This is a genomic window from Sporosarcina newyorkensis, from assembly GCF_900167515.1.
Lineage (GTDB): Bacteria > Bacillota > Bacilli > Bacillales_A > Planococcaceae > Sporosarcina > Sporosarcina newyorkensis.
Genome location: NZ_FUYJ01000007.1, coordinates 22,153 through 36,707 on the forward strand (window position 1 = coordinate 22,153; position 14,555 = coordinate 36,707).

Below are 14,555 nucleotides of genomic sequence, written 5' to 3' on the forward strand. Positions count from 1 at the left end.
ACAGAAAAGGGGGAGTTTTTTATGCCAACATTACCAAATTGTCCAAAGTGTCAATCTGAATATACATACGAGGATGGAAACCTTCTCGTGTGTCCTGAATGCGCGCATGAGTGGACAGAGGAATCCATGGAAGAGTCTGATCACGAGAGCCTAGTAGTGAAAGACGCCAACGGAAATCTCCTGCAGGACGGAGACACGGTTAGCGTTATCAAGGATTTGAAGGTAAAAGGAAGTTCCACTGCACTGAAGATGGGGACAAAAGTGAAAAGCATTCGCCTGGTCGACGGCGACCATAACATCGACTGTAAAATCGATGGATTCGGCGCCATGCAGTTGAAGTCTGAATTCGTCAAGAAAATTTGAAGAATCCCTAATAAAAAGATCACCTCCGAGGATTCAGAGGTGATCTTTTTATCTTATTGCAAATTTAATTGGGTTGTACGGGCGGTGCTTGTACAGCAGGCGTCAGAGATTGAAGCATATCACTTCTCGATTTCGTCAACGTTGCGGAAACTCCAAGCTTTGCCAAGTTGGATATAATTTTCTTTATGTCCATTTCTTTAGCCATTCATCCCACCTCAACCTTCCTAGTTAATTATATAGACGCATTACCAGCTTATGAAGTTCTATTTTGATGATTAATTCTTATTATCCCTATTATACCACTGTGAAAGCATTTTAAATCTTTCATTTTTGTTACAGTTTCATTTATTTTGCAAGTATTTTGCATTGGAATATAAAATCTGAAGCAATGGAAAAACAGAACTTCTTCATTACTGATTGGTTGTAGATGTCATTTTAGTTCTCTCGATACTTGAACGCTATCCGCATTCATCGTACGATGTGAGAGAAACTAATTACTCAGAAAGCGGGTTACCTATGAAGAAAACGATTCTTTTATTGATGTCCGTCCAATTCTTTGTCTATTTGGGATTTGGCATTATTATTCCTATCTTACCCGAAGTCATCCTGGCTGAAGGCTATTCAGAAGTACATGTCGGAGGATTGCTGACCATTTACGCCCTTTCCTCTTTTTTCACGGCTCCATTATGGGGTTCACTATCTGACCGGACAGGCAGAAAGAAGCTGATCATGATTGGATTGCTTGGTTTTAGCGCAAGCTTCTTCTTGTTCGCAGTATTCATGCACCATTTACCGCTATTATACGTTTCACGGATTATCGGCGGCATCTTTTCTGGAGCTCTTTATACAGCGGTCACCGGCTTTGTAGCGGACTTAACTACAGAGGAGAACCGTAATAAATATATGGGGCTTCTCGGCATGTCAATCGGACTTGGTTTTATTTTCGGCCCTGCAATTGGTGGGATACTTGGTGATATACAGTTGCAAATTCCTTTTCTTGCATCGGGCACGCTGACACTTTTATTAACCGTTTATGCGTCCATCATTCTAAAGGAACCCGACAGACATAATTCTGCAAACAAACGGGCGATCATACCAAAAGGAGCCTCTACACTTTGGACGTATCGAATTCGCTATTTATTCATCACTTCTTTCATCATAACTTTCTTATTGGCAGGCGTGGAGTCGACATTCCAGTTGTTCCAAATTGATAAAATTCAAATTACGCCTTTGCAGCTCGGTTATTTGTTTATGGTCAGCGGTTTGGTGGATGCCGCAATTCAAGGCGGAGTCGTGCGCAGAGTAAAAAATGGAACAGAGACTTCCTGGATTATCGTTGCGCAAATTGTCACGGCTATTGGTTTGGCACTCATTCCGTTTTCAATGAACTTAATTTGGGCAGGTTTTGCGATGAGTGTCTTCACAGCAGGAAATGCGCTTGTGCGGACTGTTCTTGTCTCACTGACAACCAAGGAAGCAGGAGGTATGTATGGAACGGCTGCCGGTCTGTCCTATTCCATGGATAATATGGGACGGATCATCGGCCCATTGTTATTCACTTGGATTTTTACGATGGAGGCAGGGAATATGTACTTTATTTCCGCCATATTAGCGATCCTTTCGATTGGGCTCGTGTGGATTTTCCGAAAATCTACTCGTTCTTTGAAAAACGTAACGGAAACAGCCGTTTCTTGAAAGGCTAGGCAGGACGTACTCTCTAGTAATCCTTTCTTTTCCTACTAACTCCGTTATACTATAGAAATAGTATATAAATCTACGGGAGGAAGAATATGACGCAAGTGATTAGTTTGATTATCACAGGCACTTTGATCATTAACATATTTTTAGCAATTGCTTTGATCTTTTTAGAGCGCAGAGATCCAACCAGTACATGGGCTTGGCTTCTCGTCCTATTTTTCGTGCCTATCGTCGGATTCATCATTTATTTGCTACTCGGCCGCCAACTACGTGAAAAACATTTATTCCGCTGGGAAGGCAGGAGTAAGATTGGGATTGAAAGGCTCATCGATTATCAACTTGAAGCGATAGAGGATGAATCCTTTGAATTTTTGAAGGCAGACACTGAGCAATACCATGATATGATCTATCTCCATCTTCGTAATAATCATTCTGTTCTTACGCAAGATAACGATGTGCACATCTTTACGGATGGCAATGAAAAGTTTGAATCACTGCTGGATGACTTAGAACATGCTAAAGATCATATTCACATTCAATATTATATTTTCCGTTTAGATGGGATTGGACAAAGAATTGTCGATGTCTTAATACGTAAAGCTAAAGCAGGCGTGAAAGTTAGGATGCTGTTTGACGATATCGGTTCACGAGACTTACACGTGAATCATTTGCATGAGCTGACAGAGAGCGGCGGCGAAGTAGCTGCATTCTTTCCTGCCATTCTCCCGCTCATCAATCCCCGATTGAACTATCGGAATCACCGAAAGCTTGTCATCATTGACGGTCGTGTCGGCTATATTGGTGGATTTAACGTAGGTGATGAATATTTAGGACTGAGTAAAAAATTCGGTTACTGGCGTGACACACATCTGCGGATGGAAGGCAGTGCAGTTCATCCACTACAGACACGCTTCATCTTAGATTGGAATCAAGCATCTGCCAAAACTCATATTCAGTATGACGAGAGATTCTTCCCAGCAATACCACGCAAAGGTACAGTCGGCGTACAAATCGTTTCCAGCGGACCAGATTCGCAATGGGAAGATATTAAAGATGGCTACTTAAAAATGATATTCCTTGCTAAAGAGTATATTTACATCCAAACACCTTATTTCATTCCGGATACAAGTGTACTCGATGCATTGCGCATCGCTTGTTTATCTGGCGTGGACGTTCGAATTATGATCCCCAATAAACCGGATCACATGTTTGTTTACTGGGCAACATACTCAAATATCGGTATTTTACTCAAGGCAGGAGCAAAAGTCTATATTTACGAAAATGGCTTCATTCATTCCAAAATGATCGTCGTGGATGATCAAGTATCCACCGTCGGCACGGCAAATATTGATGTGCGCAGCTTCCGGCTGAATTTCGAAGTGAATGCTTTCATCTACGATCGCGAAAAATCACATGAACTGGCAGAAATCTTCGAGCAGGACATCCAACTCTGTACGGAGCTAACATTTGAGGATTACTATAACCGACCACGATTCATCAAAGTGAAGGAATCTGTTTCACGTTTGCTATCCCCTATATTATGAGAAAAATAGCCGGCAAAGGATATGTTCATCCTTTGCCGGCTATTTCATTAGTGAACTCCTAAATACTCTTCCAGTGTTATATTCCGCTTAAATATTTGCTCCGCTTTTTCCTTGCCAACATACCGATAATGCCAAGATTCATGCATATATCCAGTGATCTCTTCTTTTCCTTCAGGATAGCGAAGGATAAAGCCATACTGATTAGCATTTGCACCCAACCATTTCGCGGCTTCCGTATCGCCAAATGAAGTGGATGCCCAATGTTTTTCATGGTTGACTTCACCGATATCGAACGCCAACCCTGTCTGGTGCTCGGAATAACCCGGTCGTGCACTATAGCGGTCAGCTGCCTCCCGCCCATCCCTTTCTACGTACCGATTATACAAAGTAACTTGATAGTCATAAGAACGGTATGTACTGAATGCCTGTAAATTGATACCTGAGGTTGCGGCGGCGGCTGCCATTTCATCAAAAGCAGCTCTCGCTTCCTTACTTTCACCAGGTGCGAAATCCTTCGGTAACGGATATTGCTTACTGGCAATTAAAACTCCCTTAATATATTTAGGTTCAGCAGGCAATTCCTGTCCTTCTATATACCCTATTGGATTAGAAGGCTTCTTCTGTGCCTGTTCCGATTGAACCTTTGATTCTCCTTCTTTGGGGTCTTCTGCTGCGTTAGGCGCCTCTTTGACCTCTCTAAGAGGCGTTTCCTCAAGTTCGTTAGCTTTTTCTATTTCACTTTCCGTTGTTGCATCGTTATCTAGTTTGGGCTCGATTTCCTCAAACTCACTAGGCTGTTCAGTATTCCCTTGCAAGCTCTTAACCGCCCGTTCTACATTCCATCCATTCGCTCCGATCCAAACAACACTCCCTATTAAGAGAATAAATATCAGCCCTACTATCATATTCGTCCATTTAGTTGTTCGTTTACGTTTTTGAGTGGAAAATCTTCCTCTTTTTTTCATCCTACTTTACCCTGCTTTCTTTCTCTGAGTCGCCTATCAAACAAATCAATTACTATTCATCCTATACTCTTTTTATATAGTGTATCATCATTTTTCTTTTTAGTCTGTCTATGCTACCATTTAAAGAAATCTATCATGAGACTAATTGCGAGGTAATAAAATTGAATAATCAGCGCTGGCTCTCGATGAGTTTCTTTGCTTTTTTCTTTACATGGGGTGTTTTCTTGCCCTATTGGACTGGCTGGCTAACATCTACGAAAGGGCTTTCCGTTACGCAAGCGAGTATTATTATGGGAGCAGGCATGATTGCACGCTCATTCTCGACCTTTTTTCTATTTCCATATGCCATGCGACACATGTCTCTTCTACGCGTAATACGTTGGACTACACTGCTTTCTTTTCTGATTGCACTAGCTTACTTACCTGAAAGTCCATTTTTCATTCTGTTTGGACTGACCGTCTTATTTAGTGCAGTTTATCCGGTCATTTTACCCGGCGTTGAAAGCGGAGCTTCTTTACTCATGCAATCAGAGCAAATCCATTATGGAAAAAGCCGCTCTTTCGGTTCGATTGGCTATACCGTCGCCCTTTTACTAATAGGTATTGTGACGGCTGTTTGGGGTGAACACACCATCTTATACATGATGATTATCGGATTAGGCGCAGCCCTATGGTTCTTCTATCAAAACGCACCAGATGCCTTGCAGGCGCTGCCAACTTCTGCTTCGAACGAACAGAAAGGCCAATTACAAATTCTTTTTGCAAACAAACCTTTTCTCATTGTTCTATTCATCGCAATCTTATTGCAGGGAGCACACGCATCCTACTATAATTACGGATTCATTTTTCTGAATGACTTAGGCATCAACGGATTTTATATTGGGGTGATCCTCAATATTGCTGTTCTGTTTGAAATTTTATTTTTTAGCCAAGCAGATCGTCTGTTTTCGGAAACCAAAACCTCTACAATATTTTTGGTTGCAGCTATCGGCTCCGCAGTGCGATGGTTCTTGATCTTCCTATTTCCTATGACAAGTGTATTCGTTGCTACACAAGTATTGCATTCTGTTTCATTCGGCTTGGCGCATTTTGGGTTCATTCAATATATATCAAAAAGCTTACCTCACAATTTAATCGCCTCTGCACAAGGTGTTTATGCAGCAGTTGCCATGAGTCTCAGCGTTGCAATTTTGACATTTCCCGCAGGTTATCTGTATGATCATACGCCTCGACTGGCATTCTTAAGCATGGCGGTCTGCTCTGTTGCCGCTTTCTTCTTAACTCTACGTTTCAAAGGAAGATTTATAGTCGAAAACAGCTAAGAGGAAAGGTCACTTCTTGAGAGCGCCTTTCCTCTTATTTTTATTCAGCAGAAGACTTCCATCGCCTATAGGAATTGAGATGAATGCAGTTTTATTTCTTATTTAGCAGGTGTCATAACATCCATATATAGATCAGAGTTCCTATTGAGGCAACCGCGAAGAACATCGACATCCACAACATCCATTTGGACTCACGTGCTAATCCCTGGTTTTTATACATGACCGCGCGTGATGCATTGGTTAATGTAAACATGATCAGCATGGACAAGATAGCGAACTCTAAATTTAATCGGATAATAAAATAAAGTGAGACGGCAGCAGAAGCCGCAATCGCCAAACCCATGATCCATTTCGCTTTCATACGACTCTCCCTTTCCACTTTCGGCATCAAAAAAAGCTGGTATACGCCAGCTTTTCATGTACCTTATTTTTCTTCAGCGACTGGAGTATCGGTATGTTTATAATAAAACTTACGTCCTAGATACGTCTGGAATATTAGAAGCAATCCACCGACTGCCCAATATAACGGAAGTGCCGCCATGACAGTATAAGAAATGAACATAATCATGATGGGCGACATGTATATGAATAACTTCATTTGTTTCTGCTGCTGCTCCGGCATCGTCCATAACGATACGCGTGCTTGTACAAAATACACTGCACCTGCAACAAGCATCATAATGATATCCGGTTCTCCAAGTTTAAACCATAAGAACTCATGATTTTTCACTTCAGGTGGTGCATAAAGTATTGCAAAGTATAAACCCATGATGATCGGCATCTGAATAATAAGCGGCAGACAACCCATATTCAATGGGTTCACTCCGTGTTTAGAGTATAAGCCCATCATTTCCTGCTGCAACTTCATTTGCTCTTCTTTATCATTTTTCTCTTTGGACTCTTTCATGCGCTTCTGGATATCTTCCATTTCAGGTCGTAATGCATCCATTTTAACTTTCATATCTTGCTGAGATTTATAGTTCTTCAGCATTAACGGCATTAAAATCAAACGGATTGCTACGGTTATAATGATAATCGCAATACCGTAATTCCCATCAAACATTTCACCAAGATAATGAAGCAGCCACTCCATCGGCCGGACAAATGTGCTGTAGAAAAGACCTGTTTTATTTTCTACTCCAGAACAACCGCTCAAAAACACAGCAGTAATAGCCAGTAAACTTACGAGCCCTATTCTTTTTTTCAATGATTTCACCTACGCTATCTCAAACTATAGAAAATTATACAGCAAACAGCGTAAGATTTACAGCGAATCATCTTTTTTTATTGTAAATTGAAAGTAATTTCCGTCTAAATCTTTACGGAAACGCCGCGGCGTTACTCCCGTGTACTTTTTAAAAACACGGGTAAAATAACTTTGATTGCAAAAATGAAATCTTTCTGCGATTTCAGCAATCTTTTGGTCGGTAAAGCGTAAATAATACTGTACTTCTTCTATCTTACGAATCGTAATAAATTCCACTAATGTGACGGATGTGTACTCACGGAATATACGAGAAAGATGGCTCGTGCTTACACTAAATCGTTTGGCGATCTCTTCAACAACAAGTTGTTTCTCTACGTTTTCGTCGATGTACTGAATTACCTCATTTACTGTTTCATGTAAGAGCGAAGGTTTTTCTTTTTCTTTCAGCACATAGCAAAAGAATTCGATTAACTCGTCTCCAATTTCTTTCGCATTATCCACCGTCAGGTTTTGTTCTATTAATTCAATACAAGTGCCACTGAATGTAAAAGCATTTTCTTCATTTAAAATAGCCCTCACTTGCAATTGTCGAGTTACAATCGCTGAGAGTACGATGAAATGATATTGAATGACTTTAATTGAAAACCCAGGGGTGTACAACGCTAAGATTTGTTGGATCTCTTTGAGTGTATCGCGGGCCTTATCTCTTTCTAGAGCAAAAATCTGTTGTAGCAATTCCTCTTCTAGGCGAAAGAATGTTTTTGCTTCTTGGGTGCTGTTTTCTTTTTCCGCTGCATTGATTAATTCGAGACTTGAGGCTACTATTCTTTTGTTAGTCATGAGTATCACTCCACTCATTCTCTCTATCTCAGATAGTTCATGACGAGATATTATATGTAAATCATTTTACCTTATTCTCCAAATTTATCTACAGTTTCTAGATTTACTGATATATATAGATCAAAGCGCCCCTTCGAAAGGGACGCTTTTAGCATGAATATGATTAATTAGATTTGGTCTCTTTCGCTGCTTCATTCGTGGACTTGTCTTTGTTGTAGAGTGGCTCATTGTCTGAGGTGTTTTTATTCTTCTTGTAAAGGCCGTCTTTTTCCGAGGATTTCTTGTCTGGATCTTGAACTTCCTGGTTGTAATAGTGAACACTAGTTTGCGCACCTTCTGATACCATATTGTTGTCACCAAAGTCTTCTGGATCGGAATGTCCGACCTTTTCATCGGTCTGATCTACCAGCTTGTTGTTATTCATGAACGAATCCATTTTTTCCTTTAATGTACCAACAGTCTCCATTGCTTTGTCACGATTTTCTTTTTTACTGAAATATGCATATGCACCTGCTGCTAAGGTTGCTAATAATAATCCATTCGATTTTTTACCCGCCATGTATACCATCCTCCGTCTTAATTAATTGTAGTGCTTGTCTACTTAATCCTTAATATACCCGAGCAACATATTTTCAAACGTACCGCAGGACAGTTAGTTACTTAGCATTGAAATTTCTGCGACTGGTGGTTACCAACCGTTTCAATCGTGAATGCTAGACCCCGATGTCGACTGCACGATGTTTGGCTGCTACAATCTCATTATATTAAAACTTCTACTTGAAAGGAACTCATGTGCGCTAACCAAGTTGCCAGAATAGTATATTTCATTTTCATGACATCGTAGTTTTGAGACGACTAATTTGATATACTATATGGAAAGAATGACAGGAGTGAGACCACTATGATCAGACAAATGACATTAGAAGATATTCGAGATGTTCAATATATCGCCCTCACTTCGTGGCGACATACGTTCCAAGATGATATTCCCAGTGAAGTTCTTGAGGATTTTATTAACCGCTCTTATTCCGAGTTAATGTTACGAAAACAACTAGAAAAGACGACTATCTTAATCGCTACAGACCTGCAAGGGCTTCCTGTAGGATACTTAAGCCATACTCCGATCGACGAAGACGGGGAGTGTGAAGTGACAGCTCTTCATGTACTCCCATCACATCTCGAGAGTGGCTATGAAGAATTATTACTCAATGCTGCGTTAGATTTATTACATTCCGCACAGCGAATCGATGTATATGTAGATGAACGTGCAAATGAACTACAACACTTCTACGTAGATCACGGGTTTCTTCACGTGGAGTCTTTCCCTGAGCTATTTGAAGGAATTCCTGTTGAGACTATCCACTATTCGTTGCCGGTTAGGCAGCCTGTCTATATGTAAAAACCCTTTTCTTTAAAGAAAAGGGTTTTTTTATGGGTTTCCTCAGCTCATCCAATTCGTCTGACTGGCTTCAGATGCATCGTGTGACAGCTCAGGTGCCAGTGGATCCTTTTTCGTGAAACAAAGGATTCCAGCAATATAGAGTAGAATCGATGGCAGAGAAATGATACCGCCAAATAATCCCGCTATGATAAATAAAACTCCAGCCGCTTTCGGATTGGCATTGTTCCAAATCTTTACGGTCCCTATAATGTTCAGCACGAGACTGATGAAAGCTGCAATGACCAGAATCCAAATGAATATAGAAAATGACTCAACGAATCCCATTAACATATCGACTTCAGAAGGTGTCAATGTTCCATCACTAGCCATACCTAGACGAATTTCCTCTTGTATTTCTGGTTGAGAAAACCCCATGTTGAAAAATACTCCCACTAACACAGATCCTGCCAACCCAATAGTTGTCAAAATAGCCGCTATAATAGAAAGCACTCTTTCAGCCGTTCTGTTAATCATCTCCACATCATCCTCTTCTTCAAGTTTACTTCCCTCCCATTTATACGCTAGGGAAATGAAAAAGTTTCAAAAAAGCGATGTGGGTCATCTACTGAAAAGTTAAATGACATAGCAACATTTTTTACTCACTGTTAATTTCATTCCAAGCGATTGCAAAACTTAAGCCTTAACGTCGTTGTAGTCCTCACTACCGTCAAATGCATTCACTACGTAAGAACAAACCGCTTTCATCTTCAATCCTTTGTCGCGTGCATTTACCGCTGCTTGGTCGAGTAGCTTTTTAGCGATACCTTGACCGCGTAATGAATCATCTACAAAGGTATGTGTCATTGTCATGATGCCGTTTTCTTCTGTCCATTCGATCTCAGCTGTCACTTTACCATTGTCTTTATGCTGATAAGCGTATTTATGTCCGCCTAATTCCACAAGATCCAAATCCAACTTTTCAGGCAAATTCATATCTTTATTTCCAGTCATGCAAATCTCTCCTTTGTAGTTTCATCTCATACTCTTTAACCTACCACTATTGTAACTTAACTAAACAATGATTTGAGCGAATCTGCCATATTTCTGAAGAACTCTTTTACTTTCTCCCAGAAACTCGGATCGATATCTCCCAGTTTGTCTTTGATTTTAGACGCCATGTCGGTTAGCTGTTCATTTAGCTTTGAAAAATCGATATCCAGCTTTGAAATTCGATCCATGAGATCAATCAATAACTGACGGTCAGCATCACTTAATTGGATATTAAGCTTCTTCAGCTGTTCATTGACAATTTTCTCGACATCTTCTTTCGTTGCAGGCTTTTGCTCGGCAATTTGCTTTTTAATATCGGTCAGCAATTGAGCCACTTCATCTTTATCAACGCCTGCTTTTTCAGACAGCTTTGTCGCAAGATTCAATTCATCATTTGCTGTATCCGTACGTTCCGTGTCCAATACTTCCCCGGTCACTTCGTACGCCTTATAAATACCGACAAGCGCGGAATGGCCTGACACTTTTTTCGGAGACGCCACTTCAACGACTGCGTCCTCAATACCTGCTGTTAGCATTGCGGTAGCATACATGTCGGCAGTCACTTGTGTGATGTTATCTGGCGTCACGATATTAATGACGAGACCTTCGCCTTCTTCCTGCCTAGTGATCTTCGCAGAAGAATACATACGCGCGTTGCGGTCTCCGCCTGGTATATATTTAATTAAGTCATTACCGTCTACCGTCAATTCCTCAACTTCAGCTTCCCCCGCCACATTCAAATCCTTTTTGACGCTAGCCTTTTCGCTTTCGGATAAATTTGCACCATAGACGACAATCGGCACACCTAATTTTTCATTGATCACGTCATCTGCAAAAACAGCTGACGGCATGATGACGCCAACCATTAATATGATTGATAATAACAATGACAATCCTTTTTTCATACAATTTCTCCTCCTTGTTCTATACATATAGATACGATGAGGCAATTCAAAAAGTTGCGTCTGTCTTAAGACTTCAATGTAGTCCAGCCGTCCTGTTGCACGACTCGTCCTTCTTTCATCAATTTTCCAAGCGCGCGTTTAAATGAACCTTTACTCATTTGGAACATCTCATCAATCTCATCAGGAGACGATTTATCGGTAAATGGCATCTTGCCGCCTGCCTCTTCCAAGTAGGACATAATTTGTTCGCTATCTGTTTGCAGGCGATCCTGCTTCCTCGGCAATAATGAACCATTCAAGGTCCCGTCATCGCGTACCCCGATGATTCGAAGGTCCACTTCTTCACCTAATCGAGGTTCTTGCTGACGCTCTGTTTCATGAACGAAAATGCGGTACAAATCTTCCGTTAAGAAGAAAGATCCCACAGGCAGTAGACGATAGGCTCTCGCTTTTAGATTCTGATTGTATAAATCTTCATCAGCAATTGTAAAATGCTCCTGTACACGTTCCTCGGTAACTAAGCGACCAAATAAATTTCCACCCGGATCGGTACGTAATGTCATGTATAATTGATCGCCTGGTTGCGGCCAAAGCTTTTTTAACTGTGGAAAATCAGCACGGTTAACTAGTACTTCAAAAGATGAACCGATGTCCACGTAGGCACCTTCTTCTCTTTCAAGTCGAATGACTTTTGCCCAGCCAAATGTATCGACTGTGACAGTCGGTAGCTGTGCAGTTGCCGTTAATTCACCTCTTCGGTTGATATAGAGAAAAACTTCTACTTGCATGCCTTCCTCTAAGTCCGGTGCTTCCGAAAGATTCAAATAAATTTCTTCCCCGTCTGCATCCAGCACCCATCGAGATCCTTCCTTTCGAAGGATTTCAAGTTTTGCAAGCGTGCCTGATTGTAATTGCGTCATGAATGACCGTCCTTTCTAAAGTGCTCTTCTTTTTAATTTTTTTATAAACTCAGGATCTTGTTCCAATGTCTCCACTAAATCCGTGATGCGATCCATTGCATTCCAGCTGAGATGATGTTCAATTCCTTCGACATCCCCGTAGATGTTCTCTTCTTCCACCCCGATGATTCGAAGGAACTGTTCGAGTAGTTCATGACGACGCACAAGCTTTTTCCCAAAACGCAATCCTCGCTCAGTCAGGGCAAGACCACGATACCGTTCATAATGCACATACCCTTCCCGATCTAGTCGCTGCGCCATTTTCGTCACAGACGATGGAAGCACGGAAAGCGCCTCTGCCACATCTGACACACGCGCTTCCCCCCTTGCCTCCAATTGTAAATAAATTTGTTCAATGTAATCTTCCATACTTGGTGTAGCCAAGACATCGCCTCCTAGTTTAAATGCAAAGACACTTTAACTTCATGCCTCCAGCGGATGTCACAGATTTTTAAGGGAGCTTTTCGAGTGAGCTCAATAAATTTCTGAACACAATTATGCCTCGGCGCAATTGATATTCGTCTTAGAAGTTTAGGAATTAGTGGGTTGGGTAAATTAACTACACAACAAAGAAAAGAGGTGATGTAAAATGGCTCGTTTACTATGGCTTGTTATTGTAGTCTTAATAGCATTATGGGTAATCGGATTAGTTGCAAAGATCGGCGGCGGATTTATTCACCTTCTTCTTGTAGTGGCAGGAATCATCTTCATTCTTCAGTTACTCACCGGAAGACGATCGGTATAGTGAATAGTAAATCTCAATTAATGCTCGCTCTGCGTTCAGGTAATTCTTGCGTACAAACATGTATTTTGCAAGTCTTTTCCATTCGCGGAGGGAGCATTTTTACGTAGAATTCCTTCCAGTTCGAAACCTGCACGCATTGCTACTGCGAGTCCCTTACTGTGCTTCTCATCACAATGAAATTCCACCCGCTCTGCTTGCAATTCATCAAAGGCAAAAGCTACAATTTCTTTGACCGCTTCCGTCATATAACCTCGCCCCTCAAATTTCGTATCCAGCCAGTACTCCAATTCAAACTTACGAATCCGCCAATCAATTTGATGTAATCCTGCACAGCCGATAAATTCACCTGTATCTTTTAAAAACAAGTTGAAACATAAGTTCTTTCTGCTAATAAATTCAGCAACCGTTTGACGAACATGCTCCTCTGTTCTCTCAATTGTAAGATCGTGTTGTGCCCATTTTGTCCAGCGCCGCAAAGTCGGTATTGAACGTGAAACAGCACCCCATACATCCATTGCGTCATTCAACTCTGGCGCCCGAATCAGTAAGCGTGATGACTCGAACTGTTCTTTGAAATCCGGAATGCTTTTTTCGTAAAAGTCACGATCTTCCCAATGCACAGGGGTTGTTGTGCCTGCTATATAATCTTCCCGGGTCATCCCATAAGACACTGCGTCATAATAGGTATTCTCTTTAGGGAAAAACCAAGCTTTCCGCAAATGAGCTTCTTTGACGAAACCCGCACGCTCAAAGGCTTTACGCATCGCCGCATTATCGTGGCGGGTATGTCCTACTATACGATTTTTCTGTTCAGGCAGCTCGAACACGTACTGCGTCAGCTTCTTCAGCGCACGCGAACCATATCCATAACCTCTGAAACGATCCGCAATTCGCAAGTCAAACAACGGAACATCTTCTTGTAAATCATAGACTTTGACAATACCCACTTTTTCATCTTCATTATTCTCTATCCAGAACGTCTTCACGTCATCGGATGCATAGCCGCCTTCTTCTATCGACTTTTCCAATAACTCACGCCCGGGCTCGCTAATATCATGATATGGCCAGGAGTTCGTTGTCATAAACTGAATTAGTAAATCTTGTTCCTCTATCGTCCATTCTTGTAAGCGCATCAAAATTCCTCCATCATGCTCGCTCTTTAGCAAGCATCTCACTGCACAGTTCAATTACATCGTGTGTTGTTCCTCAATTGCATGTTCATACGCAATCTTCACCAAGTCAGCAACATGCTTATCTGCTAAAGCATAGTATACCATTTTTCCGCGTCTTTCCGATTTCGCCAATGAATGTTCACGCAAATACCGCAAGTGATGGGAAGCTGTAGCCGACGAAGATTGAATAACAGCTGCTACATCACAAACACACATTTCAGATTCCAATGTCAGGGAATATGCAATCCTCAGCCGCGTTTCATCGGCTAACGCTTTGAATATTTGTACCATTTCCCCTACATCCGGAAGCTCGTTTTGAATTTTCCGCACAACGTCCTCGTGTACGATCGTCACGTCACATGAATCTGTATTCGCCACATTTCCACCCCATTCCATAGACTGTA

Annotated in this window: 19 protein-coding genes; 6 read left to right on the forward strand and 13 right to left on the reverse strand. The window is 41.4% G+C overall.

What is annotated here, in order from left to right; all coding sequences use genetic code 11:
- Positions 1–21: 21 nt before the first annotated feature.
- Positions 22–363 carry a zinc ribbon domain-containing protein YjdM gene (locus tag B5D59_RS13060; RefSeq protein WP_009498879.1) on the forward strand — a complete coding sequence of 114 codons (342 nt, stop codon included), beginning with the start codon at positions 22–24 and terminating at the stop codon, positions 361–363.
- 64 nt (positions 364–427) lie between these two features.
- Here B5D59_RS13060 and B5D59_RS18265 read toward each other — a convergent pair whose 3' ends face one another.
- Positions 428–568, reverse strand: a complete 141-nt coding sequence (locus B5D59_RS18265) for an Lmo0850 family protein (RefSeq protein WP_009498880.1) — start codon at positions 566–568, stop codon at positions 428–430.
- Between the two features lie 311 nt (positions 569–879).
- On the opposite strand from B5D59_RS18265, the gene B5D59_RS13065 reads away from it, so the two are divergent.
- Together B5D59_RS13065 and cls are read left to right on the forward strand one after the other, a co-directional pair.
- Positions 880–2,058, forward strand: a complete 1,179-nt coding sequence (locus B5D59_RS13065) for an MFS transporter (protein ID WP_009498881.1) — start codon at positions 880–882, stop codon at positions 2,056–2,058.
- A gap of 95 nt (positions 2,059–2,153) precedes the next feature.
- Complete coding sequence (cls, locus tag B5D59_RS13070; RefSeq protein WP_078818259.1) at positions 2,154–3,605, forward strand: cardiolipin synthase; 1,452 nt, start codon at positions 2,154–2,156, stop codon at positions 3,603–3,605.
- A gap of 47 nt (positions 3,606–3,652) precedes the next feature.
- Here the strand turns inward: cls and B5D59_RS13075 are convergent, their stop codons facing one another.
- Positions 3,653–4,570 (reverse strand): M15 family metallopeptidase, encoded by a 918-nt coding sequence (locus tag B5D59_RS13075; protein WP_078818260.1) that lies wholly within the window; start codon positions 4,568–4,570, stop codon positions 3,653–3,655.
- A gap of 161 nt (positions 4,571–4,731) precedes the next feature.
- On the opposite strand from B5D59_RS13075, the gene B5D59_RS13080 reads away from it, so the two are divergent.
- Complete coding sequence (locus B5D59_RS13080) at positions 4,732–5,892, forward strand: MFS transporter (RefSeq protein WP_139366020.1); 1,161 nt, start codon at positions 4,732–4,734, stop codon at positions 5,890–5,892.
- Between the two features lie 112 nt (positions 5,893–6,004).
- On the opposite strand, the gene B5D59_RS13085 is transcribed toward B5D59_RS13080, so the two are convergent.
- The 4 genes from B5D59_RS13085 to B5D59_RS13100 all read right to left on the reverse strand — a co-directional run bounded on the left by B5D59_RS13085 (position 6,005) and on the right by B5D59_RS13100 (position 8,498).
- Complete coding sequence (locus tag B5D59_RS13085; RefSeq protein WP_078818262.1) at positions 6,005–6,253, reverse strand: hypothetical protein; 249 nt, start codon at positions 6,251–6,253, stop codon at positions 6,005–6,007.
- A gap of 63 nt (positions 6,254–6,316) precedes the next feature.
- Positions 6,317–7,099: a membrane protein insertase YidC gene (yidC, locus tag B5D59_RS13090; protein WP_078818263.1), complete on the reverse strand. Its 783-nt coding sequence runs from the start codon at positions 7,097–7,099 to the stop codon at positions 6,317–6,319.
- Positions 7,100–7,156: 57 nt separating this feature from the next.
- On the reverse strand, positions 7,157–7,939 hold the full coding sequence (locus B5D59_RS13095) for an AraC family transcriptional regulator (protein ID WP_176132589.1): 783 nt from the start codon (positions 7,937–7,939) through the stop codon (positions 7,157–7,159).
- 163 nt (positions 7,940–8,102) lie between these two features.
- Positions 8,103–8,498, reverse strand: coding sequence for a hypothetical protein (locus B5D59_RS13100; RefSeq protein ID WP_245799530.1), 396 nt, complete (start codon positions 8,496–8,498; stop codon positions 8,103–8,105).
- A gap of 342 nt (positions 8,499–8,840) precedes the next feature.
- On the opposite strand from B5D59_RS13100, the gene B5D59_RS13105 reads away from it, so the two are divergent.
- Positions 8,841–9,338 carry a GNAT family N-acetyltransferase gene (locus tag B5D59_RS13105; RefSeq protein ID WP_078818266.1) on the forward strand — a complete coding sequence of 166 codons (498 nt, stop codon included), beginning with the start codon at positions 8,841–8,843 and terminating at the stop codon, positions 9,336–9,338.
- Positions 9,339–9,380: 42 nt separating this feature from the next.
- On the opposite strand, the gene B5D59_RS13110 is transcribed toward B5D59_RS13105, so the two are convergent.
- The 5 genes from B5D59_RS13110 to mntR form a co-directional block, all read right to left on the reverse strand.
- A complete protein-coding gene (locus B5D59_RS13110) occupies positions 9,381–9,854 on the reverse strand; it encodes a DUF4064 domain-containing protein (RefSeq protein ID WP_078818267.1) in 474 nt (157 codons plus the stop codon).
- Positions 9,855–10,013: 159 nt separating this feature from the next.
- Positions 10,014–10,331: a GNAT family N-acetyltransferase gene (locus tag B5D59_RS13115; protein ID WP_078818268.1), complete on the reverse strand. Its 318-nt coding sequence runs from the start codon at positions 10,329–10,331 to the stop codon at positions 10,014–10,016.
- 56 nt (positions 10,332–10,387) lie between these two features.
- A complete protein-coding gene (locus B5D59_RS13120) occupies positions 10,388–11,275 on the reverse strand; it encodes a DUF1002 domain-containing protein (RefSeq protein ID WP_078818269.1) in 888 nt (295 codons plus the stop codon).
- A gap of 65 nt (positions 11,276–11,340) precedes the next feature.
- Entirely contained in the window at positions 11,341–12,195 is an 855-nt protein-coding gene (locus B5D59_RS13125; protein ID WP_078818270.1) for a CvfB family protein, read from the reverse strand.
- Positions 12,196–12,210: 15 nt separating this feature from the next.
- Entirely contained in the window at positions 12,211–12,618 is a 408-nt protein-coding gene (gene mntR, locus B5D59_RS13130; protein ID WP_078818271.1) for a transcriptional regulator MntR, read from the reverse strand.
- 205 nt (positions 12,619–12,823) lie between these two features.
- Between mntR and B5D59_RS18055 the strand changes: the two genes are divergently transcribed.
- Positions 12,824–12,979, forward strand: coding sequence for a lmo0937 family membrane protein (locus tag B5D59_RS18055; RefSeq protein WP_139366021.1), 156 nt, complete (start codon positions 12,824–12,826; stop codon positions 12,977–12,979).
- Between the two features lie 35 nt (positions 12,980–13,014).
- Here B5D59_RS18055 and B5D59_RS13135 read toward each other — a convergent pair whose 3' ends face one another.
- Together B5D59_RS13135 and B5D59_RS13140 are read right to left on the reverse strand one after the other, a co-directional pair.
- On the reverse strand, positions 13,015–14,112 hold the full coding sequence (locus tag B5D59_RS13135) for a GNAT family N-acetyltransferase (RefSeq protein ID WP_078818272.1): 1,098 nt from the start codon (positions 14,110–14,112) through the stop codon (positions 13,015–13,017).
- Positions 14,113–14,166: 54 nt separating this feature from the next.
- Entirely contained in the window at positions 14,167–14,547 is a 381-nt protein-coding gene (locus B5D59_RS13140; RefSeq protein ID WP_009498897.1) for an ArsR/SmtB family transcription factor, read from the reverse strand.
- Between the last annotated feature and the right edge of the window lie 8 nt (positions 14,548–14,555).